General features: G+C 34.7%; 36 protein-coding genes. 3 read left to right on the top strand and 33 right to left on the bottom strand.

Annotation, left to right across the window (positions count from 1 at the left end; translation table 11 throughout):
- Positions 1–16 precede the first annotated feature (16 nt).
- The 33 genes from carA to rpsL form a co-directional block, all read right to left on the bottom strand.
- The gene (gene carA, locus B0A81_RS15180; RefSeq protein WP_089058806.1) at positions 17–1,135 is read right to left on the bottom strand and encodes a glutamine-hydrolyzing carbamoyl-phosphate synthase small subunit; all 1,119 of its coding nucleotides are present in this window, start codon (positions 1,133–1,135) and stop codon (positions 17–19) included.
- Positions 1,136–1,376: 241 nt separating this feature from the next.
- Positions 1,377–1,868 carry a 50S ribosomal protein L17 gene (gene rplQ, locus B0A81_RS15175; protein WP_031456031.1) on the bottom strand — a complete coding sequence of 164 codons (492 nt, stop codon included), beginning with the start codon at positions 1,866–1,868 and terminating at the stop codon, positions 1,377–1,379.
- A 62-nt stretch (positions 1,869–1,930) separates the two neighbouring features.
- Positions 1,931–2,923, bottom strand: coding sequence for a DNA-directed RNA polymerase subunit alpha (locus B0A81_RS15170; protein ID WP_008464329.1), 993 nt, complete (start codon positions 2,921–2,923; stop codon positions 1,931–1,933).
- 21 nt (positions 2,924–2,944) lie between these two features.
- Positions 2,945–3,550 (bottom strand): 30S ribosomal protein S4, encoded by a 606-nt coding sequence (gene rpsD / locus B0A81_RS15165; RefSeq protein ID WP_029272055.1) that lies wholly within the window; start codon positions 3,548–3,550, stop codon positions 2,945–2,947.
- A gap of 89 nt (positions 3,551–3,639) precedes the next feature.
- Positions 3,640–4,023, bottom strand: a complete 384-nt coding sequence (rpsK, locus tag B0A81_RS15160; protein ID WP_053470832.1) for a 30S ribosomal protein S11 — start codon at positions 4,021–4,023, stop codon at positions 3,640–3,642.
- Positions 4,024–4,031: 8 nt separating this feature from the next.
- Positions 4,032–4,406, bottom strand: a complete 375-nt coding sequence (gene rpsM / locus B0A81_RS15155) for a 30S ribosomal protein S13 (protein WP_012022478.1) — start codon at positions 4,404–4,406, stop codon at positions 4,032–4,034.
- A 2-nt stretch (positions 4,407–4,408) separates the two neighbouring features.
- Positions 4,409–4,525 carry a type B 50S ribosomal protein L36 gene (gene ykgO / locus B0A81_RS15150; RefSeq protein ID WP_002987490.1) on the bottom strand — a complete coding sequence of 39 codons (117 nt, stop codon included), beginning with the start codon at positions 4,523–4,525 and terminating at the stop codon, positions 4,409–4,411.
- A gap of 12 nt (positions 4,526–4,537) precedes the next feature.
- Entirely contained in the window at positions 4,538–4,753 is a 216-nt protein-coding gene (gene infA / locus B0A81_RS15145; protein WP_007136545.1) for a translation initiation factor IF-1, read from the bottom strand.
- 7 nt (positions 4,754–4,760) lie between these two features.
- Entirely contained in the window at positions 4,761–6,107 is a 1,347-nt protein-coding gene (gene secY, locus B0A81_RS15140; protein WP_089055323.1) for a preprotein translocase subunit SecY, read from the bottom strand.
- A gap of 13 nt (positions 6,108–6,120) precedes the next feature.
- The gene (rplO, locus tag B0A81_RS15135; protein WP_026982954.1) at positions 6,121–6,573 is read right to left on the bottom strand and encodes a 50S ribosomal protein L15; all 453 of its coding nucleotides are present in this window, start codon (positions 6,571–6,573) and stop codon (positions 6,121–6,123) included.
- 11 nt (positions 6,574–6,584) lie between these two features.
- A complete protein-coding gene (gene rpmD, locus B0A81_RS15130; RefSeq protein ID WP_056068811.1) occupies positions 6,585–6,767 on the bottom strand; it encodes a 50S ribosomal protein L30 in 183 nt (60 codons plus the stop codon).
- An 11-nt stretch (positions 6,768–6,778) separates the two neighbouring features.
- Positions 6,779–7,303, bottom strand: a complete 525-nt coding sequence (rpsE, locus tag B0A81_RS15125) for a 30S ribosomal protein S5 (RefSeq protein WP_085950926.1) — start codon at positions 7,301–7,303, stop codon at positions 6,779–6,781.
- 3 nt (positions 7,304–7,306) lie between these two features.
- Complete coding sequence (gene rplR / locus B0A81_RS15120) at positions 7,307–7,657, bottom strand: 50S ribosomal protein L18 (RefSeq protein ID WP_089058805.1); 351 nt, start codon at positions 7,655–7,657, stop codon at positions 7,307–7,309.
- 11 nt (positions 7,658–7,668) lie between these two features.
- Complete coding sequence (rplF, locus tag B0A81_RS15115; RefSeq protein WP_089058804.1) at positions 7,669–8,211, bottom strand: 50S ribosomal protein L6; 543 nt, start codon at positions 8,209–8,211, stop codon at positions 7,669–7,671.
- 18 nt (positions 8,212–8,229) lie between these two features.
- Positions 8,230–8,628 carry a 30S ribosomal protein S8 gene (gene rpsH, locus B0A81_RS15110; RefSeq protein WP_029272051.1) on the bottom strand — a complete coding sequence of 133 codons (399 nt, stop codon included), beginning with the start codon at positions 8,626–8,628 and terminating at the stop codon, positions 8,230–8,232.
- Between the two features lie 104 nt (positions 8,629–8,732).
- Positions 8,733–9,002 carry a 30S ribosomal protein S14 gene (gene rpsN, locus B0A81_RS15105; protein ID WP_031456037.1) on the bottom strand — a complete coding sequence of 90 codons (270 nt, stop codon included), beginning with the start codon at positions 9,000–9,002 and terminating at the stop codon, positions 8,733–8,735.
- Positions 9,003–9,005: 3 nt separating this feature from the next.
- The gene (gene rplE, locus B0A81_RS15100; RefSeq protein WP_017495015.1) at positions 9,006–9,557 is read right to left on the bottom strand and encodes a 50S ribosomal protein L5; all 552 of its coding nucleotides are present in this window, start codon (positions 9,555–9,557) and stop codon (positions 9,006–9,008) included.
- A 2-nt stretch (positions 9,558–9,559) separates the two neighbouring features.
- Positions 9,560–9,874 (bottom strand): 50S ribosomal protein L24, encoded by a 315-nt coding sequence (rplX, locus tag B0A81_RS15095; protein WP_007803650.1) that lies wholly within the window; start codon positions 9,872–9,874, stop codon positions 9,560–9,562.
- 11 nt (positions 9,875–9,885) lie between these two features.
- Positions 9,886–10,254, bottom strand: coding sequence for a 50S ribosomal protein L14 (rplN, locus tag B0A81_RS15090; protein WP_007803649.1), 369 nt, complete (start codon positions 10,252–10,254; stop codon positions 9,886–9,888).
- Positions 10,255–10,256: 2 nt separating this feature from the next.
- Entirely contained in the window at positions 10,257–10,517 is a 261-nt protein-coding gene (gene rpsQ / locus B0A81_RS15085) for a 30S ribosomal protein S17 (protein WP_007803646.1), read from the bottom strand.
- Positions 10,518–10,534: 17 nt separating this feature from the next.
- Positions 10,535–10,726, bottom strand: a complete 192-nt coding sequence (gene rpmC, locus B0A81_RS15080; RefSeq protein WP_008464297.1) for a 50S ribosomal protein L29 — start codon at positions 10,724–10,726, stop codon at positions 10,535–10,537.
- A 12-nt stretch (positions 10,727–10,738) separates the two neighbouring features.
- On the bottom strand, positions 10,739–11,164 hold the full coding sequence (rplP, locus tag B0A81_RS15075; protein ID WP_017495016.1) for a 50S ribosomal protein L16: 426 nt from the start codon (positions 11,162–11,164) through the stop codon (positions 10,739–10,741).
- A gap of 19 nt (positions 11,165–11,183) precedes the next feature.
- Positions 11,184–11,942 carry a 30S ribosomal protein S3 gene (gene rpsC / locus B0A81_RS15070; protein WP_012022487.1) on the bottom strand — a complete coding sequence of 253 codons (759 nt, stop codon included), beginning with the start codon at positions 11,940–11,942 and terminating at the stop codon, positions 11,184–11,186.
- A gap of 5 nt (positions 11,943–11,947) precedes the next feature.
- Entirely contained in the window at positions 11,948–12,361 is a 414-nt protein-coding gene (rplV, locus tag B0A81_RS15065) for a 50S ribosomal protein L22 (protein WP_007803631.1), read from the bottom strand.
- Positions 12,362–12,367: 6 nt separating this feature from the next.
- A complete protein-coding gene (gene rpsS / locus B0A81_RS15060) occupies positions 12,368–12,646 on the bottom strand; it encodes a 30S ribosomal protein S19 (protein WP_012022488.1) in 279 nt (92 codons plus the stop codon).
- Positions 12,647–12,652: 6 nt separating this feature from the next.
- On the bottom strand, positions 12,653–13,477 hold the full coding sequence (rplB, locus tag B0A81_RS15055; RefSeq protein WP_035650459.1) for a 50S ribosomal protein L2: 825 nt from the start codon (positions 13,475–13,477) through the stop codon (positions 12,653–12,655).
- 9 nt (positions 13,478–13,486) lie between these two features.
- Positions 13,487–13,777: a 50S ribosomal protein L23 gene (rplW, locus tag B0A81_RS15050; protein ID WP_012022489.1), complete on the bottom strand. Its 291-nt coding sequence runs from the start codon at positions 13,775–13,777 to the stop codon at positions 13,487–13,489.
- 7 nt (positions 13,778–13,784) lie between these two features.
- A complete protein-coding gene (gene rplD / locus B0A81_RS15045; protein WP_065450855.1) occupies positions 13,785–14,414 on the bottom strand; it encodes a 50S ribosomal protein L4 in 630 nt (209 codons plus the stop codon).
- Positions 14,414–15,031, bottom strand: a complete 618-nt coding sequence (gene rplC, locus B0A81_RS15040; RefSeq protein ID WP_057124294.1) for a 50S ribosomal protein L3 — start codon at positions 15,029–15,031, stop codon at positions 14,414–14,416. Before rplC ends, rplD begins: the two co-directional genes overlap by 1 nt.
- Before the next feature lie 403 nt (positions 15,032–15,434).
- Complete coding sequence (gene rpsJ, locus B0A81_RS15035) at positions 15,435–15,740, bottom strand: 30S ribosomal protein S10 (RefSeq protein ID WP_007803605.1); 306 nt, start codon at positions 15,738–15,740, stop codon at positions 15,435–15,437.
- A gap of 10 nt (positions 15,741–15,750) precedes the next feature.
- Positions 15,751–17,907: an elongation factor G gene (gene fusA / locus B0A81_RS15030; protein ID WP_089058803.1), complete on the bottom strand. Its 2,157-nt coding sequence runs from the start codon at positions 17,905–17,907 to the stop codon at positions 15,751–15,753.
- A gap of 10 nt (positions 17,908–17,917) precedes the next feature.
- Entirely contained in the window at positions 17,918–18,394 is a 477-nt protein-coding gene (rpsG, locus tag B0A81_RS15025; protein WP_071635232.1) for a 30S ribosomal protein S7, read from the bottom strand.
- Positions 18,395–18,418: 24 nt separating this feature from the next.
- Positions 18,419–18,802: a 30S ribosomal protein S12 gene (rpsL, locus tag B0A81_RS15020; RefSeq protein ID WP_007136570.1), complete on the bottom strand. Its 384-nt coding sequence runs from the start codon at positions 18,800–18,802 to the stop codon at positions 18,419–18,421.
- Between the two features lie 182 nt (positions 18,803–18,984).
- Between rpsL and B0A81_RS15015 the strand changes: the two genes are divergently transcribed.
- The 3 genes from B0A81_RS15015 to B0A81_RS15000 all read left to right on the top strand — a co-directional run bounded on the left by B0A81_RS15015 (position 18,985) and on the right by B0A81_RS15000 (position 25,763).
- A complete protein-coding gene (locus B0A81_RS15015; RefSeq protein WP_165768076.1) occupies positions 18,985–20,682 on the top strand; it encodes a ShlB/FhaC/HecB family hemolysin secretion/activation protein in 1,698 nt (565 codons plus the stop codon).
- 439 nt (positions 20,683–21,121) lie between these two features.
- Entirely contained in the window at positions 21,122–24,319 is a 3,198-nt protein-coding gene (locus B0A81_RS15005; RefSeq protein ID WP_089058801.1) for a SusC/RagA family TonB-linked outer membrane protein, read from the top strand.
- A gap of 16 nt (positions 24,320–24,335) precedes the next feature.
- Positions 24,336–25,763 (top strand): SusD/RagB family nutrient-binding outer membrane lipoprotein, encoded by a 1,428-nt coding sequence (locus tag B0A81_RS15000; RefSeq protein WP_089058800.1) that lies wholly within the window; start codon positions 24,336–24,338, stop codon positions 25,761–25,763.
- The last annotated feature ends 91 nt before the right edge of the window (positions 25,764–25,854 follow it).

Raw genomic sequence — 25,854 nt, 5'->3', positions numbered from 1 at the left:
CACCTTTATTTATTAACTACATCGTTTTAGATAAAGCTAATTCTATATTCTCGACAAATTGATCGAACAAATAAGACGAATCATGAGGTCCAGGACTAGCTTCTGGATGGTATTGCACTGAAAAACAATTTTTATTCTTCATTCTCATACCTGCAACTGTCCCGTCATTTAAATGTAAATGTGTTATTTCTAAATCAGGATGATTATCTAATTGCTCTTTCTTCACAGCAAAACCATGATTTTGAGAAGTAATTTCTCCTTTACCTGTAATAATGTTTTTCACAGGATGATTAATCCCACGATGCCCGTTAAACATTTTATAAGTTTCAACACCATTTGCCAAAGCAATAACTTGATGTCCTAAACAAATTCCAAATAAAGGTTTATCGTCTGCAAGGATTTTCTTTGCAACTTCAATTGCTCCAAAAAGCGGATCAGGATCACCAGGGCCGTTTGACAAGAAATATCCATCAGGATTAAATGACGCCAAATCTTCATAAGTAGAATTGTATGGAAAAACTTTCACATAACAATCTCTTTTAGCAAGATTTCTTAAAATATTCTTTTTGATTCCAAGATCTAAAGCTGAAACTTTATACTTAGCATTTTCTTCTCCAAAATAATATGGCTCAGTTGTTGACACTTTAGAAGCCAACTCCAATCCTTCCATATTTGGAACATCAGCTAATTCTTTCTTCAAGTCTTCTACAGAAGTTCCATCAGTACAAATAACAGCATTCATAGCACCATTATCACGAATGTAACTAACAAGAGCTCTTGTATCAACATCAGAAATGCATATTAAATTTTGTTTCACGAAATAATCTTCTAAACTCTCAGAAGCTCTTTCTCTTGAAAAATTAAAGCTAAAGTTTTTACAAACTAAACCTGCAATCTTGATGCTCTCAGACTCAATCTCTAAATCATTTACACCATAATTACCGATATGTGGATTAGTAGCGACCATTATTTGGCCAAAATAAGAAGGATCTGTAAAGATTTCTTGATATCCAGTCATTCCAGTATTAAAACATACTTCTCCGAAAGTTTTACCGCTTATACCGATAGATTTTCCATGAAAAATAGTTCCGTCACTAAGTAATAAAATGGCGCTTTGTCGTGTTGTGTATTTCATTCTTTAATTTGTATTGTTTTTAATCGTATTATGAAACCGAAAGTTTCACTTGTAATTAGATATTTTGCAAATTTACTTCTTTAAAAGAGTGCTGCCAAGATTTTTTAAAAATTTCATTGATAAAAATAAAACCAAGACATTTAAAAAAGTTAAATTTTAATTTCCTCTAAAAAAATCAAAAAAAAAGGATAAACTAAAAATTAGTTTATCCTTGATTTCTATAGAATCATTACTTTCATAATTATTCAGAAGCTTCAGTAGTCGTTTCTGATTCAGCAGCAGGAGCTTCAGGAGTAGTCTCCTCAGCTTTTTTAGCTTTACCACCACGACGGCTTTTTGCTTTTTTAACTTCTTTTTTACCACCATTGTAAAGTTCATTGAAATCTACAAGTTCGATCATTGCCATATCAGCATTATCTCCCAAACGATTTCCAACTTTAATGATACGAGTGTATCCACCTGGACGGTCACCAACTTTAGCAGCTACATCTCTGAACAAGTCAGTTACAGCATATTTGCTACGTAAGTAAGCAAAAACAATACGACGATTGTGAGTCGTATCTTCTTTTGATTTTGTGATTAAAGGCTCAACAAATTGTTTAAGCGCTTTAGCCTTAGCAACAGTAGTGTTAATACGTTTGTGCTCAATAAGAGAACAAGCCATATTAGCTAACATAGCTTTTCTATGTCCAGTCTGTCTGCTTAAGTGGTTGAATTTTTTTCCGTGTCTCATGACGTGTTTTTTTTATCTTCATCTTGCTACAATCCGCTATGGAGAGCAAAATATGAAGTAAATTATTCTTTATCTAATTTGTATTTAGCTAAATCCATTCCGAAAGTTAAATTTTTAACCGCTACAAGTTCATCTAGCTCAGTTAAAGATTTTTTACCAAAATTACGGAATTTCATTAGGTCATTTTTATTGAACGATACTAAATCACCAAGTGTATCAACTTCAGCCGCTTTCAAGCAATTTAATGCTCTCACAGATAAATCCATATCAACAAGCTTAGTTTTAAGCAATTGTCTCATATGCAATGACTCTTCATCATACGATTCTGTTTGTGCAATTTCGTCAGCCTCAAGTGTAATTCTTTCGTCAGAAAACAACATGAAATGGTGAATTAAAACTTTTGCAGCTTCAGTAAGAGCATCTTTAGGATTAATAGATCCATCAGTTTTAATTTCAAAAACCAATTTTTCGTAATCTGTTTTTTGCTCTACACGGAAGTTTTCAATTGCATACTTTACATTTTTTACCGGAGTAAAAATAGAGTCAGTAAAAATTGTTCCAATTGCAGCATTCTGTTTTTTGTTCTCCTCAGCAGGAACGTATCCTCTACCTTTTTCGATTGTTAAATCGAAGTTCAATTTGATTTTAGAATCTAAATTACAGATAACAAGGTCTGGATTCAAAACTTGGAAACCTGAAATAAATTTTTGAAAATCACCTGCTGTCAATTGATCTTTACCTGAAACAGAAATAGTAACTGATTCATTATCGATATCTTCGATCTGACGCTTGAAACGTACTTGTTTTAGATTAAGGATAATTTCGGTAACATCTTCAACAACACCTGAAATAGTAGAAAACTCATGATCTACACCTTCGATACGAACAGATGTAATTGCATAACCTTCTAATGCTGAAAGCAAAACTCTTCTAAGTGCATTACCAACTGTCAATCCATAACCAGGTTCTAAAGGTCTAAATTCGAATTTACCTTCAAAATCGGTTGAATCGATCATGATAACTTTATCGGGCTTTTGAAAATTAAATATTGCCATAAATTTCGACTAAGTCAATTATTATTTGTTGTACAACTCTACGATTAATTGTTCTTTAATGTTTTCTGGAATTTGAAGTCTTGCAGGTACAGAAACGAAAGTTCCTTCTTTAAGATCATTGTTCCAAGTAATCCATTCATAAACATGACTTGAATTTGATAAAGAACGTTCGATAGCTTCTAAAGATTTAGATTTTTCACGAACTGCAACTTTATCACCAGGCTTAAGGTGGTAAGAAGGAATATTTACAACCTCACCATTAACAGTAATGTGTCTGTGAGATACTATTTGACGAGCACCTCTTCTAGATGGAGCAATTCCCATTCTAAAAACAACATTATCTAATCTTGCTTCACATAATTGTAATAAAACCTCACCAGTTACTCCTTTAGTTGCTGATGCTTTTTCGAATAAATTTCTGAATTGTTTTTCTAAAATTCCATAAGAATATTTAGCTTTTTGCTTTTCCATTAACTGAACAGCGTACTCAGATTTTTTTCCTCTTTTTTTAGCCATCCCGTGTTGTCCAGGTGGGTAATTTCTTTTTTCGAAAGATTTATCATCTCCGAAGATTGCTTCGCCAAACTTACGAGCGATTCTTGTGCTAGGACCAGTATATCTTGCCATTTTAAATTGTTTAAGATTGAGATTATGAATTCAGGTCTTATCCTTCGATAATCTATATTCAATCTAGGTTATACTATAATTTTTGAGTATTAAACTCTACGTCTTTTAGGAGGACGACATCCATTGTGAGGCATTGGAGTAACATCGATAATCTCTGTAACTTCAATTCCACCGTTATGAATAGAACGGATAGCAGACTCACGTCCGTTACCTGGTCCTTTTACATAAACTTTTACTTTTTTAAGTCCTGCCTCAAGAGCTACTTTACTACAATCTTCTGCCGCCATTTGAGCTGCGTACGGAGTGTTCTTTTTAGAACCTCTGAAACCCATCTTACCTGCTGAAGACCAAGCAATAACTTCACCTTTCTTATTTGTCAAAGAAATGATAATATTGTTAAAAGTCGAAGAAACATGTGCTTCACCCGTTGATTCAACGATAACTTTACGTTTTTTTGCAGTTGCTTTAGCCATATTACTTATTATTTAGTTGCTTTTTTCTTGTTAGCAACAGTTTTTCTTTTTCCTTTTCTTGTTCTAGAGTTATTCTTAGTTCTTTGACCTCTTAAAGGAAGTCCAGATCTATGACGAATACCTCTATAACAACCAATATCCATCAAACGTTTGATGTTTAAAGAAACTTCAGAACGTAATTCTCCTTCAATTTTGTAAAATGATACAGCGTCACGAATCGCTCCGATTTCGTCATCATTCCAATCTTGAACTTTTTTATCTTGGCTAACTTGAGCTTTCTCTAAAATCTCAATAGCTCTACTTTTTCCTAATCCGAAAATATAGGTAAGTGCAATAACACCTCTTTTGTTTTTTGGGATATCTACCCCTGCTATTCTTGCCATAATTATCCTTGTCTTTGTTTAAATCTAGGATTTTTTTTGTTTATTACGTACAATCTCCCTTTTCTACGCACGATAATGCACTCGGCACTTCTCTTTTTTACTGATGCTCTAACTTTCATAGTGAATATCCTTTAATATCGATAAGTAATTCTTGCTTTTGACAAATCGTAAGGACTCATTTCTAGTTTCACTTTATCACCAGGTAATAACTTGATATAATGCATTCGCATCTTTCCAGAAATATGAGCAATTACAATATGTCCATTTTCTAACTCCACACGGAACATCGCATTTGATAATGCTTCAATGATTGATCCGTCTTGTTCTATTGCTGATTGTTTTGCCATAAATATATTAAGCTACCGCTTTTCTATTTTTACCAGTCTTCATTAAACCATCATAATGCTTGTTTAACAAGTATGAATTGATCTGTTGAATAGTATCTATTGCAACTCCAACCATAATTATTAATGAGGTACCTCCAAAAAACATTGCCCAAGATTGTTGTACATCCATAATACTTACAACAATAGCTGGGAACACAGCAATCAAAGCAAGGAATAAAGATCCTGGGAAAGTTATTAAAGACATCACCTTATCAAGAAATTCAGAAGTTTCAGCTCCTGGACGAACGCCCGGAATAAAACCACCGCTTCTCTTTAAATCATCAGCCATCTTGTTAGTAGGTACGGTAATTGCAGTATAAAAGAATGTAAATACAATAATTAAAGTTGCAAAAACAAAGTTATACCAAAAACCAAACATATTACTAAATGCACCAACAATTGATTGTGATGTATCTGATTTAGACAATCCAGCTACAGCTGCAGGGATAAACATAATTGCCTGAGCAAAAATGATTGGCATAACTCCAGAAGCATTAAGCTTTAAAGGAATCCATTGTCTATTACCTCCTGCCAAATCTTGCTCATAATCACCAGTTGTAGTACGACGAGCGTATTGAACTGGGATTCTACGTACGGCCATTGTAAGCAATACACAAGAAATGATTACCAATAACCACACAATAATTTCAATAACTAATAACATTGGACCTCCATTGTTATTGGTAACTCTCGTTGTAAACTCTTGTATAAAAGCTTGCGGTAAACGAGCTAGAATACCAACCATAATTAATAATGAAATTCCATTTCCAATACCTTTATCTGTAATTTTCTCACCAAGCCACATAGCAAAAATAGTACCAGTTACTAAGATGATAACAGACGAGAACAAAAATTCAGGAGAATTAAAGCCTAGTAGAAATGCACTACTAGGCAATGTTCTGTATAAATTATAGATATAAGTTGGACCTTGAACCAGTGTAATAGCTATAGTCAACCAACGAGTGATTTGATTAATCTTTTTTCTACCACTTTCTCCATCGTTCTGAAGTTTTTGCAAATATGGAATCGCAATTCCCATTAACTGAACAACAATAGATGCAGAAATATAAGGCATAATACCTAAAGCAAAAACTGAAGCTTTAGAGAAAGCACCTCCTGTAAACATGTCTAGGATAGATCCTAAACCATTTTTAGTTTGTCCCGCTAATCCTGTTAATTGAGTTGCGTCAATTCCAGGAAGCGTAACGTGTGCACCAAAACGATATACTAAAAGCAACCCTAATGTAATTAAGATTCTGTTTTTCAGTTCTTCGATTTTCCAAACATTACTTATTGATTCAATAAATTTCTTCATCTTAATAGATAAGTTATATAGTTACAGCTTCTCCACCAGCAGCTTCAATAGCAGCTTTTGCAGTAGCAGTAAATTTGTGGGCAGTTACTTTTAATTTTGCTTTCAATTCTCCTCTACCTAAAATCTTAACGATTTCATTTTTAGTAGCTAGACGATTTGCTACGAAATCTGTCATAGAAACAGAATCAGTAATCACACCATTGTCTACTAACAATTGAAGCGTATCTAAATTAACACCTTCGTATTCTTTACGATTGATGTTTGTGAAACCAAACTTAGGCACACGTCTTTGAAGTGGCATTTGCCCTCCTTCAAAACCAATCTTTTTAGAATAACCAGAACGAGATTTTGCTCCTTTGTGACCTCTTGCAGCAGTGCCACCTTTTCCAGAACCTTCTCCTCTACCTAATCTTTTATTTTGATTGTGTGTAGATCCTTCAGCAGGTTGTAAGTTACTTAAATTCATAACAGTATTTGTTATTTAGCTTCTTCAACAGAAACTAAGTGTTTAACTTTGTTTATCATCCCAAGGATAGCAGGATTTGACTCATGCTCCACAACTTGTCCCATTTTACGTAGACCTAAAGCTTCCAAACCTCTCTTTTGAGAAAGAGGACAGTTGATCTTGCTTCTTACTTGTTTTACTAATAATTTAGCCATAATTTCCTTGATTAACCTTTAAAAACTTTTTCTAAAGAAACTCCTCTTTGTTTTGCAACAGTGTGAGCGCTTCTCATTTGTAATAAAGCATCAAAAGTTGCTTTAACTACGTTATGTGGATTTGATGATCCTTGAGATTTTGATAATACGTCGTGAATACCTACTGATTCAAGAACCGAACGAACAGCTCCACCAGCAATAACTCCTGTACCATGAGAAGCAGGAATTAAGAATACACGTGCACCACCAAATTTTCCTTTTTGTTCGTGAGGAACAGATTGTCCATTCAAAGGAATTTTTACTAAATTTTTCTTAGCATCTTCTACTGCTTTCGCAATTGCTTCAGAAACGTCTTTAGATTTTCCTAATCCATGACCAACTACTCCATTTTCATCACCTACAACTACAATAGCAGAAAAACCGAAAGCTCTACCACCTTTTGTAACTTTAGTAACACGATTAACACTTACCAGACGATCTTTAAGTTCAAGACCACTTGGTTTTACCAATTCTACATTTTTGTATTTAGACATAATATATTAGAATTTAAGTCCAGCCGCTCTTGCGCCTTCTGCTAATGATTTAATACGACCGTGATATAAATATCCACCTCTATCAAAAGTGATGGTATCAATCCCAGCTTTTAACGCTTTCTCTGCAACTAATTTTCCAACAGCAGCAGCGATTTCAACGTTAGTACCTTTTCCTATTTCTTTTTCTCTTGAAGATGCAGCTAATATAGTAACTCCATTTACATCATCAATAAGTTGAGCGTAAATTTCTTTATTACTTCTAAATACAGATAGTCTTGGGTTAGCAGCAGTACCACTAATCGATTTTCTAATTCTGAATCTAATTCTCTGTCTTCTATCAGATTTTGTTAATGACATAATCTTATTTTTTAAGCTGATTTACCTGCTTTTCTTCTTAATACTTCACCCACAAATTTAACACCTTTTCCTTTGTATGGCTCTGGCTTACGGAAACCTCTGATTTTCGCAGCAACTTGACCTAAAAGTTGTTTATCAAATGATGTTAATTTTACGATTGGGTTCTTACCTTTTTCAGATATCGTCTCTAAAGCTACTTCTGGAGCAATTTCTAAAACAATATTGTGAGAATATCCAAGAGCTAAATCTAATTTTTGACCTTGGTTTGAAGCTCTATAACCAACTCCAACTAATTCTAGTTCTTTAGTAAAACCTTCATTTACTCCAACAATCATGTTATTGATTAATGATCTGTATAATCCGTGTTTTGCTCTTTGGTCTTTATGATCAGATGATCTTTCAACTGAAACTTGATCACCTTCAACTTTCACAGTTACGTCCGAAAACTCCTGAGTTAGTTGACCTTTTTTTCCTTTTACTGTAATAATACCGTCTTTAACTTCAACAGTTACACCAGCAGGGATTACAATTGGGCTTTTACCTATTCTTGACATCTTATCTAGTGTTTAAAATTAGTATACGTAACAAATTACTTCACCACCTACATTCAACTGCTTAGCTTGTTTTCCAGTCATCAAACCTTTTGATGTAGAAACAATAGCAATTCCTAATCCGTTAAGGATTCTAGGTAATTTGGCAGCACCAGCATACTTACGTAAACCTGGTTTACTAATTCTTTGGATATCTTTAATCACAGGCTCTTTAGTATCTTTATCGTACTTTAAAGCAATCTTGATAGAACCTTGAACAGTGTTCGTCTCAAATTTGTAACTCAAGATGTAACCTTGATCAAATAAGATCTTAGTTATTTCTTTTTTTAGATTAGAAGCTGGAATTTCAACAACTTTGTGGTTTGCAGCCACAGCGTTACGAACTCTAGTCAAATAATCTGCAATAGGATCTGTATACATATGTATTTGATTGCGATTATGGTTTTCGGGAGACACCCGTCTCCCGAACCTTTAATCAATTAAAATTATTTTTTGGTTTGCAAAAGTAATAACTTATTGCGAGATTACCAAGATGCTTTTTTTACTCCAGGAATTAACCCATTATTAGCCATCTCACGGAAAGTTACACGTGAAATACCGAATTGACGGATATAACCTCTTGGTCTACCTGTTAATTTACAACGATTGTGCAAACGAACTGGTGAAGCATTTTTAGGTAATTTTTGTAAGCCTTCATAATCTCCAGCTTCTAATAAAGCTTTTCTTTTTTCAGCGTACTTAGCTACCGTTTTCTCTCTTTTAACCTCACGGGCTTTCATTGATTCTTTAGCCATGTCTTAATTCTTTTTAAAAGGTAATCCTAATTCAGCCAATAATGACTTTGCTTCCTTGTCTGTTTTTGCAGTAGTAACAAATGTAATATCCATTCCTGAGATTTTGTTTACTTTGTCAATATCAATTTCTGGGAAAATGATTTGCTCCAAAACTCCAAGATTGTAGTTACCTCTTCCGTCGAAACCAGTAGCTTTGATACCACTAAAATCTCTAACGCGTGGTAAAGCAGAAGTAATAAGTCTATCTAAAAACTCATACATTCTTTCACCACGTAAAGTAACTTTTGCTCCAATAGGCATCCCTTTTCTCAATTTGAATGACGCAACGTCTTTCTTTGAAATTGTAGATACTGCTTTTTGTCCAGTGATCTTTGTCAACTCATCAACTGCATAGTCAATAAGTTTTTTATCAGATACAGCTGCACCAACTCCACGGCTCAAAACGATTTTTTCAAGTTTAGGAACTTGCATTACGTTTGTATATCCGAACTCTTCTTTAAGAGCAGAGATTACTCTACTCTTATATTCTTCTTTTAGTCTAGGTGTATATGCCATTACTATAGTACTTGATTAGATTTTTTTGAAAATCTTACTTTCTTATCTCCTTCTACTCTAATACCTACTCTAGTTGTTTCCTTAGTTTTAGGATCAATTAGAGAAATGTTAGAAATTTGAATAGAAGCTTCTTTCTTAACGATACCACCTTGAGGGTTTTTAGCACTTGGTTTTGTATGTTTTGAAACCATGTTTACACCTTCAACTATCGCTTTATTTTTCTCACGGTAAACACGTAAAACTTTACCTTCAGCACCTTTATGGTCTCCAGCAATAACTCTTACGATATCTCCTGATTTTATTTTTAGCTTTATCATCTTAAAACGAATTAAAGCACTTCTGGTGCTAATGATACAATTTTCATGAATTGTTTTTCACGAAGTTCTCTTGCTACCGGACCAAAAACACGAGTCCCTCTCATTTCACCTGCAGCGTTCAAAAGAACACATGCATTGTCATCGAAACGGATATAAGAACCATCAGCTCTTCTCACTTCTTTTTTGGTACGCACAACAACTGCAGTTGAAACAGCTCCTTTTTTCACGTTACCGTTTGGAGTTGCATCTTTAATAGATACTACAATCTTGTCACCAACAGAGGCATACCTTCTTTTGGTACCTCCTAAAACACGGATAGTTAAAACTTCTTTTGCTCCCGTGTTATCTGCTACTTTTAGTCTTGATTCCTGTTGTACCATAATTATTTAGCTCTTTCTAAGATTTCAACTAATCTCCAACATTTTGTTTTACTTAAAGGACGCGTTTCGCTAATTCTTACAGTATCTCCAATGTTACAGTCGTTTGTTTCGTCGTGTGCAACATATTTCTTAGTTTTCAACACGAACTTACCGTATAATGGGTGTTTTACTTTTCTTACTTCAGCAATAACAATAGATTTATCCATTTTATTTGAAGTAACAACACCTATTCTTTCTTTTCTTAAATTTCTTTTTTCTTCCATCTTTCAGCAGAATACAATTATTGTAACTCTCTTTTAGTTAACTCTGTAGCCAATCTTGCAACTGTTCTTCTAACACTTCTAATTTGAAGCGGATTAGCAATTGGAGAAATAGCGTGAGCCATTTTTAGGTCAGCATATACTTTCTTAGTTTGACTAAGTTTTTCTTGCAACTCCGCTGCAGAAAGATCTTTTATTTCTGATTGTTTCATAATAAATATTAATTATGCTTCGAAATCTCTAGCAACGACGAACTTAGTTTTTACTGGAAGTTTTTGAGCTGCAAGACGTAAAGCCTCTTTTGCAACTGACAATGGAACTCCTCCAACTTCAAACATAATTCTTCCTGGTTTAACAACAGCAGCCCAATACTCAACTGCTCCTTTACCTTTACCCATACGTACTTCAAGAGGTTTCTTAGTGATAGGTTTGTCTGGAAATATTTTAATCCATAATTGTCCTTCTCTCTTCATGTAACGAGTTGCAGCAATACGCGCAGCTTCGATTTGACGAGAAGTTAAGAACATTCCATCTTCATGTACAGATTTAATACCAAACATTCCATTAGAAAGTTCATGCCCTCTTTGAGAGTTACCTTTCATTTTACCTTTTTGTACCTTACGGTATTTTGTTCTTTTAGGCTGTAACATTTTTCTTTAGTTTAAAAATTTACTTTCTTTTACGAGCGTCTGGTTTTCCACCTTTATTAAAGTTAGATTTACCTCTAGGGGCATCTCCACCTTTACCACCACCAGTTCCAGATTGTTTTTTATCCATTCCTGCAAGCGGAGAAAGATCTCTCTTTCCATAAACTTCACCTTTCATGATCCATACTTTGATCCCCATTCTACCATAAGTAGTATGAGCTTCAGCCAAAGCATAATCAATATCAGCTCTGAAAGTTGATAGAGGAATTCTACCTTCTTTGAAACCTTCTGAACGCGCCATCTCAGCACCATTCAAACGACCAGAAATCAAAACTTTGATACCTTCAGCGTTCATACGCATAGAAGCAGCAATAGCCATTTTGATTGCACGTCTGTAAGAAATACGGCTTTCGATTTGACGAGCGATGCTTGTCGCCACAAGATAAGCATCTAACTCAGGTCGTTTAATTTCAAAGATGTTAATTTGAACCTCTTTGTCAGTAACTTTCTTAAGTTCTTCTTTCAACTTGTCTACCTCTTGTCCACCTTTTCCGATAATAATACCAGGTCTAGCAGTAGTGATAGTAACGGTTACAAGTTTCAAAGTTCTCTCAATGATTACTTTTGATACACTAGCTTTTGATAAACGAGCGTGGATATACTTTCTGATTTTGTGATCTTCGGCAAGTTTATCACCGTAGTCATTTCCACCATACCAGTTTGAGTCCCATCCTCTGATGATACCAAGTCTATTTCCAATTGGATTTGTCTTTTGTCCCATGCTGCTTAAGAATTGCTTTGTGTGTTATTGATAGCTCCAAGCACGATTGTAACGTGATTAGAACGTTTTCTTATTCTGTGTGCGCGACCTTGTGGAGCTGGACGAAGTCTTTTCAACATCATTCCACCATCTACTCTGATCTCTTTAACAAATAATCCAGCTTCTTCTAAATTACCTTCACTATTTTTTTGCTCCCAGTTGTTGATTGCAGATAACAATAGTTTCTCTAATTTTCTTGAAGCTTCTTTAGAACTGAATCTTAAAATGTTAAGTGCTCTTTCTACCTTCTGACCTCTTACCAAGTCCGCTACTAAGCGCATTTTTCTAGGTGAAGTAGGGCAGTTATTCAATTTTGCGAAAGCAATAGACTTATTAGCCTCTTTTCTCGCATCTGCTGTTTCTCTTTTACGAACTCCCATTGCTTCTTATTTTTTACCTTTATTTTTTGCTCCAGCATGACCTCTAAAAGATCTAGTTGGTGAAAACTCTCCTAATTTGTGACCTACCATGTTTTCTGTTACGTAAACTGGTACAAATTGACGACCGTTATGAACTGCGATAGTTTGTCCAACGAAATCCGGAGTAATCATAGAAGCTCTAGACCAAGTCTTTACCACACTATTTTTACCACTTTCTACGTTTTCTTGAACTTTCTTGTCTAATTTATAATGAACGAAAGGTCCTTTTTTTAATGAACGTGCCATATCTTATTATTTCTTTCTACGTTCTACGATATACTTGTTACTCGGGTTTTTCTTAGAACGAGTTCTGTAACCTTTAGCTGGCAATCCGTTTCTTGAACGTGGGTGCCCTCCAGAAGAACGTCCTTCACCACCTCCCATAGGGTGATCAACTGGGTTCATCGCTACTGGTCTAGTTCTAGGTCTTCTTCCTAACCATCTTGTTCTACCTGCTTTTCCAGACACAACTAATTGGTGGTCAGAATTAGAAACAGCTCCAATTGTAGCCGAACAAGTCAACAAGATCAATCTTGTTTCACCAGATGGCATTTTAATAGTAGCGTATTTCCCGTCTCTTGCCATTAACTGAGCAAAAGTTCCAGCTGAACGAGCAATAACAGCTCCTTGTCCTGGACGTAACTCAATACAAGATATAACAGTTCCAAGAGGAATTCTGCTTAAAGGTAATGTATTACCAATTTCAGGTTGAGATTCTGGACCAGAGACTAATTTCTGACCAACTTTCAATCCGTTTTGAGCAATTACATAAGTTTTCTCTCCATCAGCATAAGCTAATAAAGCGATAAATGCAGTACGATTTGGATCGTATTCGATTGATTTCACTGTAGCTGGAATTCCATCTTTAGTTCTTTTGAAATCAATAATACGATATCTCTGCTTGTGACCACCACCCGTATAACGCATGGTCATCTTTCCTTGACTATTTCTACCTCCAGAGTTTTTTATCGGCGCTATCAAAGAGCGTTCCGGCTTATCAGTTGTAATGGCGTCATAACCATTCACAACTCTAAATCGCTGACCTGGGGTAATAGGTTTTAATTTTCTTACTGACATTTTTCTATCTTAGATATTGTTGTAAAAATCAATTGTTTCTCCTTCTTGTACTTGAACAATTGCTTTTTTGATTGCATTTGTCTTTCCACTGATTAAACCACTTTTAGTGTATTTAGTAGATCTATCTGGTCTCACATTCATTGTGTTAACAGAAACGATAGTTACTCCATAAGCAGCCTCAACAGCTTTCTTAATTTGAACTTTGTTCGCTTTTTTGTCAACAACAAATCCGAAACGGTTTAGAACTTCACTTTCTTTGGTTACTTTTTCAGTTACTATAGGTCTAATTATGATACTCATACTCCTATTATTTACTTAAATTTTCTTCAATTAACTCCAAAGAACCTTCTAAAAGCACCAAGTTATTAGTGTTTAATATTGCGTAAGTGCTTAATTCTGAGCTAGTTACGACATTAGAAGCCTTTAAATTGCGTGACGACAAATATACATTTTTATTTGACTCTCCCAACACAAATAGAGATTTTTTATTTTCTAACCCTAAAGCTTTCAAAACGTTAATGAAATTTTTAGTGTTTGGCGCTTCAAAATTAAAGTCTTCAAGAACGATAATATTCGACTCTTTTGCTTTGATTGAGAAAGCTGATTTTCTTGCCAATCTTTTTAAGCTTTTATTCAATTTAAATGAATAACTTCTTGGTCTTGGTCCGAAAATTGTTCCACCACCTTTAAACAATGGATTTTTGATACTTCCCGCACGAGCCGTACCAGTTCCTTTTTGTTTTTTAATCTTACGTGTACTACCAGTCACTTCAGCTCTTTCTTTAGCTTTATGAGTACCTTGTCTTTGATTAGCAAGATATTGCTTAACATCAAGATATACAGCGTGATTGTTTGGTTCAATTGCGAATACTGAATCAGAAAGTTGAACTTTTCTACCAGTATCTTTTCCGTTGAAATCTAATACTTTTACTTCCATTACTTCTGAATGATTACATAAGAGTTTTTGTGACCAGGAATACACCCTTTAACAACAAGTAGATTCTTTTCAGCAACTACTTTTAAAACTCTAAGGTTTTGAACTTTTACATTATCTCCTCCCATTCTTCCAGCCATACGCATTCCTTTGAATACTCTAGATGGATAAGAAGAAGCTCCCACAGAACCTGGCGCTCTTAAACGGTTGTGCTGACCATGAGTAGCTTGCCCAACACCACCAAAACCGTGACGCTTAACAACACCTTGGAAACCTTTACCTTTAGACACACCTTGTACATCTACAAATTCTCCTTCTTCAAAAATAGAAACATCAATAAGATCTCCTAATTTTTGTTCAGTTGCAAAATCTTGGAATTCAACGACTTTTTTCTTAGCAACAGTTCCAGCTTTTTTAAAGTGACCTAAAGCCGCTTTAGTAGAATGTTTCTCGTTTTTGTCATCGAAACCTAGTTGCAACGCTTCGTACCCGTCAACACCTTTGGTTCTGACTTGGGTAACAACACACGGCCCAGCCTCGATTACTGTACAAGGAATGTTTTTCCCGTTTTCGTCGAAAATACTAGTCATGCCGATTTTTTTACCAATTAACCCAGACATAAATATTAATTATTAATTACTAAAATTCCCTTCAATTTGAAAATAACAGAAATTTCCAAACAGGGAGTGCAAAAGTAGACATTAAAATTGAATATACCAAACAGTTACAAAAATTAAATCGCTCATTATCAAAATCCAAGGATCTAACTCGCTAAAAACAGACTATATTTCAACAAAAAAAATACACCTCAAAACACAAAAACAAAATAAAGTTATCAACAAAAACAGGCCCGGCAATTAAAGAAAAAACACTGGCAAGTACCTAAACAAAAGACCTTTCAATAAAAAACACAACATTAAATCAAAACTCAAACAACAAAAACACAACGAGAAATTAAAGAAAACTGCAACAAAAAAAGCGAGACATTTCTGTCTCGCTTTTTATATATAAAATATAATAAAATTATACTTTTATTTCTACTTCAACTCCACTTGGCAATTCAAGTTTCATTAAAGCATCAATAGTTTTCGATGAAGATGAATAAATATCAATCAATCTCTTGTATGACATTACTTCAAATTGCTCTCTCGCTTTTTTGTTTACGTGCGGAGAACGTAGCACAGTGAAAAGTTTTTTGTGAGTTGGCAACGGAATTGGACCTGTTACAACTGCTCCAGTAGTTTTTACTGTTTTTACGATCTTTTCAGCAGATTTATCTACCAACATGTGATCGTAAGATTTTAGTTTTATTCTGATTTTTTGACTCATTTTCTTAAAATTAAGCGTTACCTTTTGCTTTTTTGATTACCTCTTCTGAAATATTAGAAGGTGTTTCTGCATAGTGAGAAAACTCCATTGTTGAAGTAGCTCTACCAGAAGATAAAGTTCTTAACGTAGTTACGTATCCAAACATTTCTGACAAAGGCACATCAGCCTTAATAGTTTTAGCACCATTTCTATCACCCATGTCATTAACTTGACCTCTACGACGATTCAAGTCACCTACGATATCACCCATATTTTCTTCTGGAGTAATAACTTCGATTTTCATGATTGGTTCAAGAATAACAGCTCCAGCAGCACGTCCTGACTCTTTATAACCCATTCTCGCAGCTAATTCAAAAGATAATGCATCAGAATCCACAGGGTGGAAAGATCCATCAGTCAAAGTAACTTTTAAACTATCCACAGCATAACCTGCTAATGGACCAGTTTTCATAGCCTCTCTAAACCCTTTTTCAACAGCCGGGATATATTCTTTAGGAACGTTACCACCTTTTACAGCATTGATAAATTGTAATCCAACTGGAACTTTACCATCAACTTCATCAGCAGGCTCAATTGTAAATACGATATCACCGAATTTACCACGACCTCCAGATTGTTTCTTATAAGTCTCTCTATGTGTCGCAGATCTTGTAAACGCTTCTTTGTATTCAACTTGAGGCTCACCTTGGTTTACTTCAACTTTAAATTCACGTTTCATACGATCTACTAAGATATCTAAGTGAAGCTCACCCATACCTGAAATAATAGTTTGCCCAGAAGCCTCATCAGTTCTAACTGTAAACGTAGGATCTTCTTCAGCTAATTTAGCTAAAGCCATACCCATTTTATCAACGTCAGCTTTTGTTTTTGGCTCAATAGCAATACCAATTACAGGATCAGGGAATTTCATAGATTCCAAGATAATTGGATTCTTTTCATCACATAAAGTATCTCCTGTTTTAATATCTTTAAATCCAACAGCTGCACCAATATCTCCAGCCTCAATAAATTCGATTGGATTTTGCTTATTAGCGTGCATCTGGTAAATACGAGAAATTCTTTCTTTGTTTCCAGAACGAGTATTTAAAACATAAGAACCAGCATCTAAACGTCCAGAATATGCACGGAAGAAAGCTAAACGACCTACGAATGGGTCAGTAGCAATTTTAAATGCTAAAGCAGCGAACGGCTCTTTAACATCTGGCTTACGTAAAATTTTAGTCTGATCTTCTTCTAATAAATCAGCATCATCAGGATGAATACCTTCGATACCTTCTTTATCCAAAGGAGATGGTAAATATTTACAAACTGCATCCAACATAAATTGAACACCTTTGTTTTTGAAAGATGAACCAGCAAGCATTGGAATAATTGCCATATCAATAGTGGCAGCTCTTAATGCATTATTGATTTCTTCCTCTGTAATAGAGTTTTCATCTTCCATATATTTATCCAAAAGATTCTCATCATAAGTAGCAATCTCTTCGATAAGAATTGAACGATAATGCTTCACATCATCAATCATATCTGCAGGAATCTCAACAATATCAAAAGTAGCTCCTTGAGTTTCATCATGCCATACAATAGCTTGATTTTTAACTAAGTCAACGATACCTTTAAAATCAGCTTCATCACCAATAGGCAAAGTAATTGCAACCGCATTCGATTTCAACATATCTTTCACCTGCCCACAAACTGCCAAGAAGTTAGCCCCTTGACGGTCCATTTTATTTACGAATCCCATACGAGGAACTCTATATTGATCAGCAAGTCTCCAGTTAGTTTCCGATTGAGGCTCAACACCATCAACAGCACTAAATAAGAAAACTAAACCATCTAACACACGTAAAGAACGATTTACCTCTACAGTAAAATCAACGTGCCCAGGAGTATCAATAATATTAAAGTGGTACGGTAATGATTCTGGAAGAACTTTACCTTGCTCAGTTGGAAAATTCCAAGTACAAGTTGTAGCCGCAGAAGTAATTGTAATACCTCTTTCTTGCTCTTGTGCCATCCAGTCCATTGTCGCTGCACCATCGTGCACCTCACCAAGCTTGTGTGACTTTCCAGTATAAAAAAGAATACGCTCTGTTGTTGTTGTTTTACCAGCATCAATATGAGCAGCAATCCCAATATTTCTTGTATATTTTAAATCTCTAGCCATTTCTTACGAATTAAAATCTAAAGTGAGAGAATGCTTTGTTAGCCTCTGCCATTTTGTGAGTATCCATTCTTTTCTTAACCGCAGCACCTTCTTCTTTAGCAGCAGCTAAACATTCTGACGCTAAACGTTGTGCCATAGATTTTTCATTTCTTCTTCTAGAATAAAGTATTAACCACTTCATTGCCATAGAAATTTTTCTATCTGGACGAATCTGCATTGGAATTTGAAATGTAGCTCCACCAACTCTACGACTACGTACTTCTACGTGAGGCATAACATTTGTTAAAGCATCTTTCCAAATTTCTAATGAAGTTTTCTCTGAATCTTGTTTCTTAGACTCAATAATGTCAATTGCATCATAAAATACTTTGAAAGCTGTAGATTTCTTACCATCCCACATTAAGTTGTTCACAAAACGCGTTACTAATTGGTCGTTAAACCTCGGATCTGGTAAAAGTGGTCTTTTCTTTGCCGCTCTTTTTCTCATGTCTTTTTCTTAAAAGTTTTTAAATTACTTTTTTGCTTCTTTTGGGCGTTTAGCACCGTACTTAGATCTTCTTTGCGTTCTTCCTGCAACTCCTGACGTGTCAAGCGCTCCACGAACGATATGATATCTAACACCTGGTAAATCTTTTACCCTTCCGCCTCTAACTAATACTATCGAGTGCTCTTGTAGATTGTGTCCTTCTCCAGGAATGTAAGCATTCACCTCATTACCATTTGTCAAACGCACACGCGCAACTTTACGCATTGCTGAGTTTGGTTTTTTTGGTGTAGTAGTGTAAACACGCGTACAAACCCCTCTTCTTTGAGGACAAGAATCTAAAGCAACCGATTTACTCTTCTTAGTTATCTGAGTTCTTCCTGTTCTTACTAATTGTTGAATTGTTGGCATAATTAATACTAAAAATTATTTATGTATATTAAATTCCCGCTTTTTACGGGGTTGCAAATGTATAAAATATTTTTCACTATACAAACGTTAATCCATTAATTTTCAACAACATTATTTATCGCTATGTTTTTACGAACAAACAATAGATATTTGTAACGCATTTAATCAACACAAAATAACACTTGAAACAATTTATCCTTATATTTTTCTTCAGCCTAAGTTTTTCTTGTTATGCCCAAAGTCTTCACTTAACCATTAGTGGATCAAACCCTCTCGAAACTCAAACTATTGACTCAACAAATTACTCAAAAACCCACAAAAACACAAAATCCCTTCTTAACGAAATAAGAATCACATCGCAGAAATTATCAAAAAAAGGATACATAGACAACCAAACAACAACAGCCACAAAAATAAACGACAGCACCTATAACACCTTAATAATCTTAAAAAAACAAATCACCAGCATACATATAAATATAAAATCAAACAATTCCATTTTCAATTTAGAAACAAAAAAAAACGACAGTATATTCATTCCATACAATGAAATAGAAAACTTTTTAAACAAAGCAACACTTGACGCCGAAAAACAAGGCTACGCATTAAACAAACTTAAACTTGAAAACATCCAACGAAAAAACAAAACAATATACTCTGACTTAAAATTTGAATCAGAAAAAAAGCGCACCATAAACTCGATCATCATAAAATATCAAAATACCACCAAAGCAGATTATTTCCCAAAAGGACATCTAAAACAGCTAAACAAAAAATACACAAACAAAACCTTCAATCAAGAAACACTAAAAGAACTTTACACAGATATTAACAACTACGAGTTTCTTAATCAAACAAAATATCCAGAGATTCTATTCACAAAGGACTCTACTAAAATTTATACTTATATAGAAAAAAGAAAAGCCAACAGTTTTGATGGCTACATTGGTTTCTCAAATGAAGAGAGCAAAAAAATCAGACTCAATGGATACCTTGACATCACCCTGTTAAACACATTACACTCAGGAGAGCAATTTTCGCTATACTGGAAAAGCGACGGCAACCAACAACAATCCTTTAATACAAAAATTGAAATACCATACATTTTCCAAAGCCCACTTGGAATAAAAGCTCAATTAAACATATTCAAGCAAGACAGTACTTTTCAAAACACCAAAACATCTATTGATCTAGGTTATTTTTTAAAATACAACTCTAAAATCTACCTAGGCTACCAAGCCACAGAATCAAGTAACATTCAAAATGTAAACAATTCAATCATTAGCGATTACAAGAACTCCTTCACAACACTAACCTTTGATTACAAAGAAAACGACAACAGTAATGATCTTTTTTACAAAAAAGCTACTATTTATTCCACAATTGGTTTTGGAAAAAGAAACACACCTAACTCACCAACAACAAAAACAACTCCACAATTACTCCTCAACTTAAATCTATCTTACAACTTTGAACTCAATAAAAAAAACTACTTCTACGTAAACCTTCAAAGCCAGTACCTAAAAAGCAAAAACTACATACCAAATGAACTATTCCGCTTTGGAGGATTAAAATCAATTCGAGGATTTGCAGAAAACAGCCTTCAGGGCAACAATGTCAACCTACTCCTAACAGAATACAGATACCGAACAAGCCAAAACTTATATATACACAGCATACTCGACAGCGGACTATACCAAGACCAAACCTCTCAAACAAATCCAAAAAAAATCAACACATTATTCTCTGCCGGTATTGGACTAGGGCTATTAACAAAAAACGGACTTTTAAAAATCACAATAGCTAACGGAAGCACAAACAAAACAGAAATAAAACTAAACAACAGCATGCTAAACATAAACTACAACGTTAAATTCTAACAACAACCCGCCCTTTAAAAACTTAACCTTTATTTCACATTACTCAAAAAACAAACCCACAAAAGCACCCAACACTAAACAAGAAATACCCAACTTTTAACCGCATTATAAATAGCTTAACACACAACAATTCAGTAATTATCCTAATTTTAACAGAAAACAACAGACCAAATACTCTCTTTTTTAAGACAAAAGTTATAAAAAAAACATTTAAATAGTCTGCTTGAATAAATTTAACATTTACCCCATTGTTGATATTTTTAATTATTCTCAATTTTAACACAAAAAAATACGGATTTGCAATTTTAAGCATGTTTTTTCAAACAAAACAACAAATTACGTGTTCAAAATTATAATTTAACTAAAAAAAAAACGCCTTATATTAGGTAGATTAACAAATTATTAAGATTTTTGTCAAACTAATTCAAAATATTTAAAAATGAAACTAAAGTTCAATGGATTCTTAGTACTTTTATTAGTACTAGTTGCGCAACTTTCTTTTGCGCAAGAAAGAGCTGTCTCTGGAACAGTTTCTGACAATGCAGGAATGCCTTTACCAGGTGTTAGTGTATTAGTTAAAGGAACTAAGACAGGAACGCAAACAGACTTTGATGGTAAATTTTCGATCAAAGCTTCTTCAAGCCAAGTTTTGGTATTTAGCTACATCGGGATGAAAACCCAAGAAGTAGCTGCGACTTCTGCGAATGTTAATGTAAAACTAGCTGATGCTGGCGCACAAGAACTAGAAGGTGTTGTTGTAACTGCCTTTGGTATTAAAAGAGAGAAAAAATCTCTTGGTTACGCAACAACAACCTTAAAATCAGAACAACTAACAGCGGTAGTAAACACTAACCCATTTGAAACACTTTCTGGTAAAATTGCGGGGGTAGATATTACTGCCCCATCTCAACCTGGAGCATCAACTAAAGTGATTATTCGTGGTTTAAACACTATTACTGGAAACTCTGGCCCTCTTTACATTGTAGATGGATCCCCTATTAACAACACAGCAACAGGTACAGGAAACGATGGAATTGGTACTGTAACAAGATCATATGATGCTGGTAACGGTATTAGTGACCTTGATCCTAACAACATCGAAAGCATGACCGTACTTAAAGGAGCAGCCGCATCTGCTTTATACGGTTCAAGAGCTGGTGGTGGTGTAATTCTTATTACCACTAAAAAAGGAAAAGCAAACACTGGAATTAAAGTTGACATGTTAGCATCAACAGAATTCAGTGAAGTAGCAAGAGTTCCTCATCTACAAAACCAATTTGGTCAAGGATGGAATGGAGCTGGTTATTCAAACCCAAACACTTTCAGCAACGAAAACGGTTCTTGGGGACCTGCATTCAACGGCGAAGTAAGACCTTGGGGAACTATATACAATAACACTCAACAAATCAAACCTTATGTTGGATTAAAAAATAACGTAAGAGATTTTTACAACACTGGTTCGTTAGCTACACAATCTGTAAACTTAAGCGGAGGTGGTGACACTTCAGATTTCTCATTAGTTTTCTCTAATGTAAACAGTGATGGAGTTGTTCCTTCTGATGCTGATTTGTACAAAAAACAATCTGTAGGTTTTAATGGTGGATTAAAATCGAACAAATTCACTTTAAGAACATCTATAAACTATGTTTACAAAAATCAAGCAGTTGTAAATACTGGACAAGGTGATGATGCTGGACAAGGATCCACTTTACAACAGGATTTACTTCAAATACCTAGAGATGTCAGCATTGTAGACTTACATGATTACAAGAATAACGTTTTCAACACACCTGATTACTATTTCACTCCTTATGCTGCAAATCCTTATTTTTCAATAAATGAAAACAGTACTAAAATTTATGGTAATAACATTTTTGGAAATGTAAACTTAAGCTACAAAATTACTGACAAACTTACTGCATCATGGCAAGTCGGAGGTAACTTAAGATCTGAGAGATTAAAAAGTTACGGAGCTGTTGTAGATTATGCCCCAGGCACTCCACAAGCTATTGCAGCAGCAAACAGAGTAGTTGGTGGAGTTACAGAAGGAAGATCAGAGTTCAGCGAATTCGACACCTTCTTTAACCTTAACTATAACACAAACTTAAGTGAGGATTGGACATTAAATCTTTTAGGAGGTCTAAATTACAACAAAAGAGAATCTGATGAGTTAACTAATACAATTACACAGTTAGGTATTAAAAACTTCTACGAACTTTCAAATTCTGCCCAAAGACCAGTAATCACACAGAATAACTCTGTAAGAAAAAATGCCGCTGTTTATGCTTCTGCTGAATTTGCGTACAAAAACAGATATTTTGCAACTATTACAGGTAGAGAAGATGTAACTTCTACATTGCCAATTGGCAATAATGCTTACTTCTACCCAGCTTTATCTCTTGGTGCTATAGTAATTGACAACGGAAGTACTTTCTTAAAATTAAGAGGAGCTGCTTCTAAAATTGCAAATGACACTCAACCTTACGTTACTGAAAATTCATATATCCCAGGTTCTGCTGCTGCAAACGCTGGTATAATTGCATCGCCAATTGGAGGAGTAAGCTATTATGAAGCATCTGGAAGACTTGGAAACCCAGAATTAAAACCAGAATCTACAGTTGAATATGAAATTGGAGCCGAAGGGTCTTTCTTGAAGAACAGAATCAGCTACGATGTTGCATTTTATCACAAAACCACTTCTGACCTAATTGTTAACTTACCTTTAGATCCTTCAACTGGATTTGTAAGTAAATACATTAATGCTGCAGAAATTATAAATAAAGGTATTGAACTTTCACTTACTGGAAGCCCAATCAAAAACAAAGACTTTTCTTGGAGTATTACCTATACTTTCACTAAAAACTTAAATGAAGTTACAGAATTAGCACCTGGATTCAAGGATATTGACCTAACAAGTTCATATGGAGTGACTTACAGAGCGACCAAAGGACAACCTATCGGAACATTCTATTCTCAAGCGCCAAAAACAAATGCGGCTGGACAATATATTGTAAATCCAGCTTCAGGAATGTATGAAGTAACTGATGACATCCAACGTTTAGGAAACTCACAACGTGATTTCGTTATGGGACTACAAAACACTTTTAAATACAAAAACTTTAACTTAGGCTTCTCATTAGACTGGAAACAAGGCGGAGAATTCTATTCTTACACTAAGAGACTTTCTCATTTCGTAGGAAACGGTATCGAAACTGTATTTAATGATAGAAACCCATTTATCATTCCTAATTCTGTTAACGAGCATGTTGACTCAAATGGCGCTGTAACTTACACAGAGAACACTACACCAATTGCTTATGACAAAGTTGCATCTTTCTACAATACTACAAATAATCCTGGTATTGAATCCACTCACGTAATTGACAAAACTTTTATAAGATTAAGAGAAGTTAATTTTAACTATGATTTCCCTTCTTCAGTAAGCAAAAATATGGGAATAAACAAAATTACACTTGGAGTTTACGCAAGAAATCTTTTCATGTGGACTCCTGGATCAAACCCATATACAGATCCTGAAACTGGAACATTCGGAACAGGTGTAATTTCAGATTTTGGAGAATTTGCATCTAACCCATCACAAAGATCAATTGGTGGAGTCTTAAAATTATCATTCTAATAATAAATATAGAAAAATGAAAAAAATAGCAACATTAGTAACAGCTCTTTTCTTATTAGTGTCATGTGACGATACATTTGACATTAATAGAGATCCGGATCTATTACCTCCGGGACAAGCATATAGCACCATTCTACCTGCTGGTATTGCAGGAGTAGCAGGAGCTCAAGGATCTTACTATGCAATTATAGGCGGATTTTGGTCACAATTCTGGACACAAAATAATACTTCTAATCAATACAAAGACGTAGATCAATATAGTATTGGAACCAATGATTATCAACAAGGTTGGACAGCAATGTATGATGCTTTAAATGACATTAGAGTTGTAAAAGCAAAAGCAAAAACTGAAGGCAACTGGAATTACTTTTTAATCGCGACGGTTCTTGAAGTACAAGCTTCTCAAGTAATGACAGATTTATATGACGACATTCCTTATGCAGAAGCAAACAACCCACAAATACTTCAACCTAAATTCAACACAGGAAAAGAAGCATATGATTTAATGATCGCAGATTTAAAGTTAGCACTATCAAAAGATCAAAGTGCATCAGTAGGTGATGTTCCATCTAAAGATGATTTCATCTTTGGAGGAAACATGGAAAACTGGACAAAATATGGTAACACTTTACTGCTAAAATTACACTTGAGATTAACTCAAGTAAACCCAGCACTTGCCGAATCTGGAATTAAATCTTTAATTAATTCAGGAGCTCAATTTTTAGATGTTGATGCCGCTATGACTCAATTTGAAGATGCAGCTGACAGAAGCAATCCTTTGTTTGAGTCAGATAGAAGACAATTGAATACAACACAAAACTTGAAAGCTAGTAAAACTATGTACAACTATCTTCAAGGTAAAGCTGACCCGCGTCTTGCTAAGTATTACGGAGCTGGGGTACCAAATAACCAAGGAGATTTTGAAAATACAACACCAGGACTTTCAACAGTAATCCTAAATGCGAAAACTCCAGTATATTTCATTAGCGCTGAGGAAAGCTACTTTTTACAGGCAGAAGCTCTTACAAGATATTATGCTGGTGCTGGAGCAAAAGCAAAATATGATTTAGGAGTAGCAGCAAACTTCACTAAATATTCTCTTGATGGATCTACTTTTACTGCTGCAGCTGGTAAATATGAATTCCCTGCAACTGGAACAACTGCACAGATCGAGGCAATTATTACACAAAAATGGATTTCAAGCTTCCCTGGTAATGGATACGAATCATTTGTAGAACAAAACAGAACTGGTTTCCCTAAAGAATCATCTGTAGCTCAAACTGATCCAGCATATATTGCAGGTCAATTAGCTATGTCTGTAGAAAATGTAACTGGAAACAAATTCCCTAGAAGAGTGGTTTTACCTAATACCGTAAAATCAAGAAACCCTAACGCTCCTACTTTAAAAGCGATCACTGTACCTGTATGGTGGGATGTTAATTAAAAAAAATAAACGATGAAAAAAATACTTATATTAGCAATAGTAGCTTCAGGGTTATTATTTACATCTTGTGAGGCAGATAGCGATAATGTTT

The organism is Flavobacterium plurextorum (genome assembly GCF_002217395.1).
Lineage (GTDB): Bacteria > Bacteroidota > Bacteroidia > Flavobacteriales > Flavobacteriaceae > Flavobacterium > Flavobacterium plurextorum.
Note: the sequence above shows the minus strand (reverse complement) of the source record. Positions and strands in the feature narration are given on the sequence as shown.